Raw genomic sequence first — 888 nt, 5'->3', positions numbered from 1 at the left:
TGGCCATCTTTTTCAAATTCATGGCAGCAAAAGTAAGCATCGCTTGCATGGACAATTTTTTTAGGCCTCTTAAGGTTGTCCAACGCATACCATGCTTTTCTTTAGCATCCGCAAAGACACGTTCAATTGTTTCTTTACGTTTTGCGTAAATGCTTTTGTTCTCTTGTGTATGACGAAGATGATCGGCTTCTTCTATGTAATGTTCCCACACATGCCGCTCAATCAATTTTTTATGATCTTTACTTTGCGTGCATTCGGAAAGTAATGGGCAACTTTTACAATTAAGAGGATTTGAAAAGTATTGACGCTTTCCATTCTTCGTCGTCGTTGCATATCTCAGAATTTGTCCTTCCGGACAAATATAACAATCGTAGTATTCATCATAAACATACTCATGTTTTTTCATATAACCATCCTTTGTACGTGGACGTGTATATGGTAAAGCAGGAGTCATATCATTCTCAAATACGAATTGAGCAATAGCAGGTGTTTTGTATCCAGCATCAGCAGCAACAGCTTCAGGTTTCCCGTGTTTTTCGATGATTTTCTCAAGTAGTGGCTCGAATATGACGCTATCATGGATATTCCCTGGAGTTACAATTGTCCCAAGGACAAAACCATTTCGATCTGAAGCCGCATGAAATGAGTATGCGAATTGTTTAGTTCGCTCGTCCTTTACGTAATAACCACTTTCCGGGTCAGTAGTACTTTCTTTAATTTCTTTTAATTCCTTTTTATCGAATTTATCTGGAGGAAATGGATTTTTTCCGTGATCTTCGCGGTCTTTATTAATCTCGTCTTGTAAACGTGCTTCATAAGCTTTCGATTCTTTTCGGACAACTTTCTTCTCGAATTTACGCTTATTCGCACTTGCTTTAACATGTGTGG

The 888-nt window shown here is 38.3% G+C and carries 1 protein-coding gene; it reads right to left on the bottom strand.

Annotated features, from left to right (window positions below; all coding sequences use genetic code 11):
• Nucleotides 1-888, bottom strand: an 888-nt coding sequence (locus tag M3610_RS27425; protein ID WP_251463633.1) for an IS1182 family transposase, incomplete at both ends; no start/stop codon positions are given.

The sequence above is a fragment of the Neobacillus sp. MER 74 genome (assembly GCF_023714155.1).
Note: the sequence above shows the minus strand (reverse complement) of the source record. Positions and strands in the feature narration are given on the sequence as shown.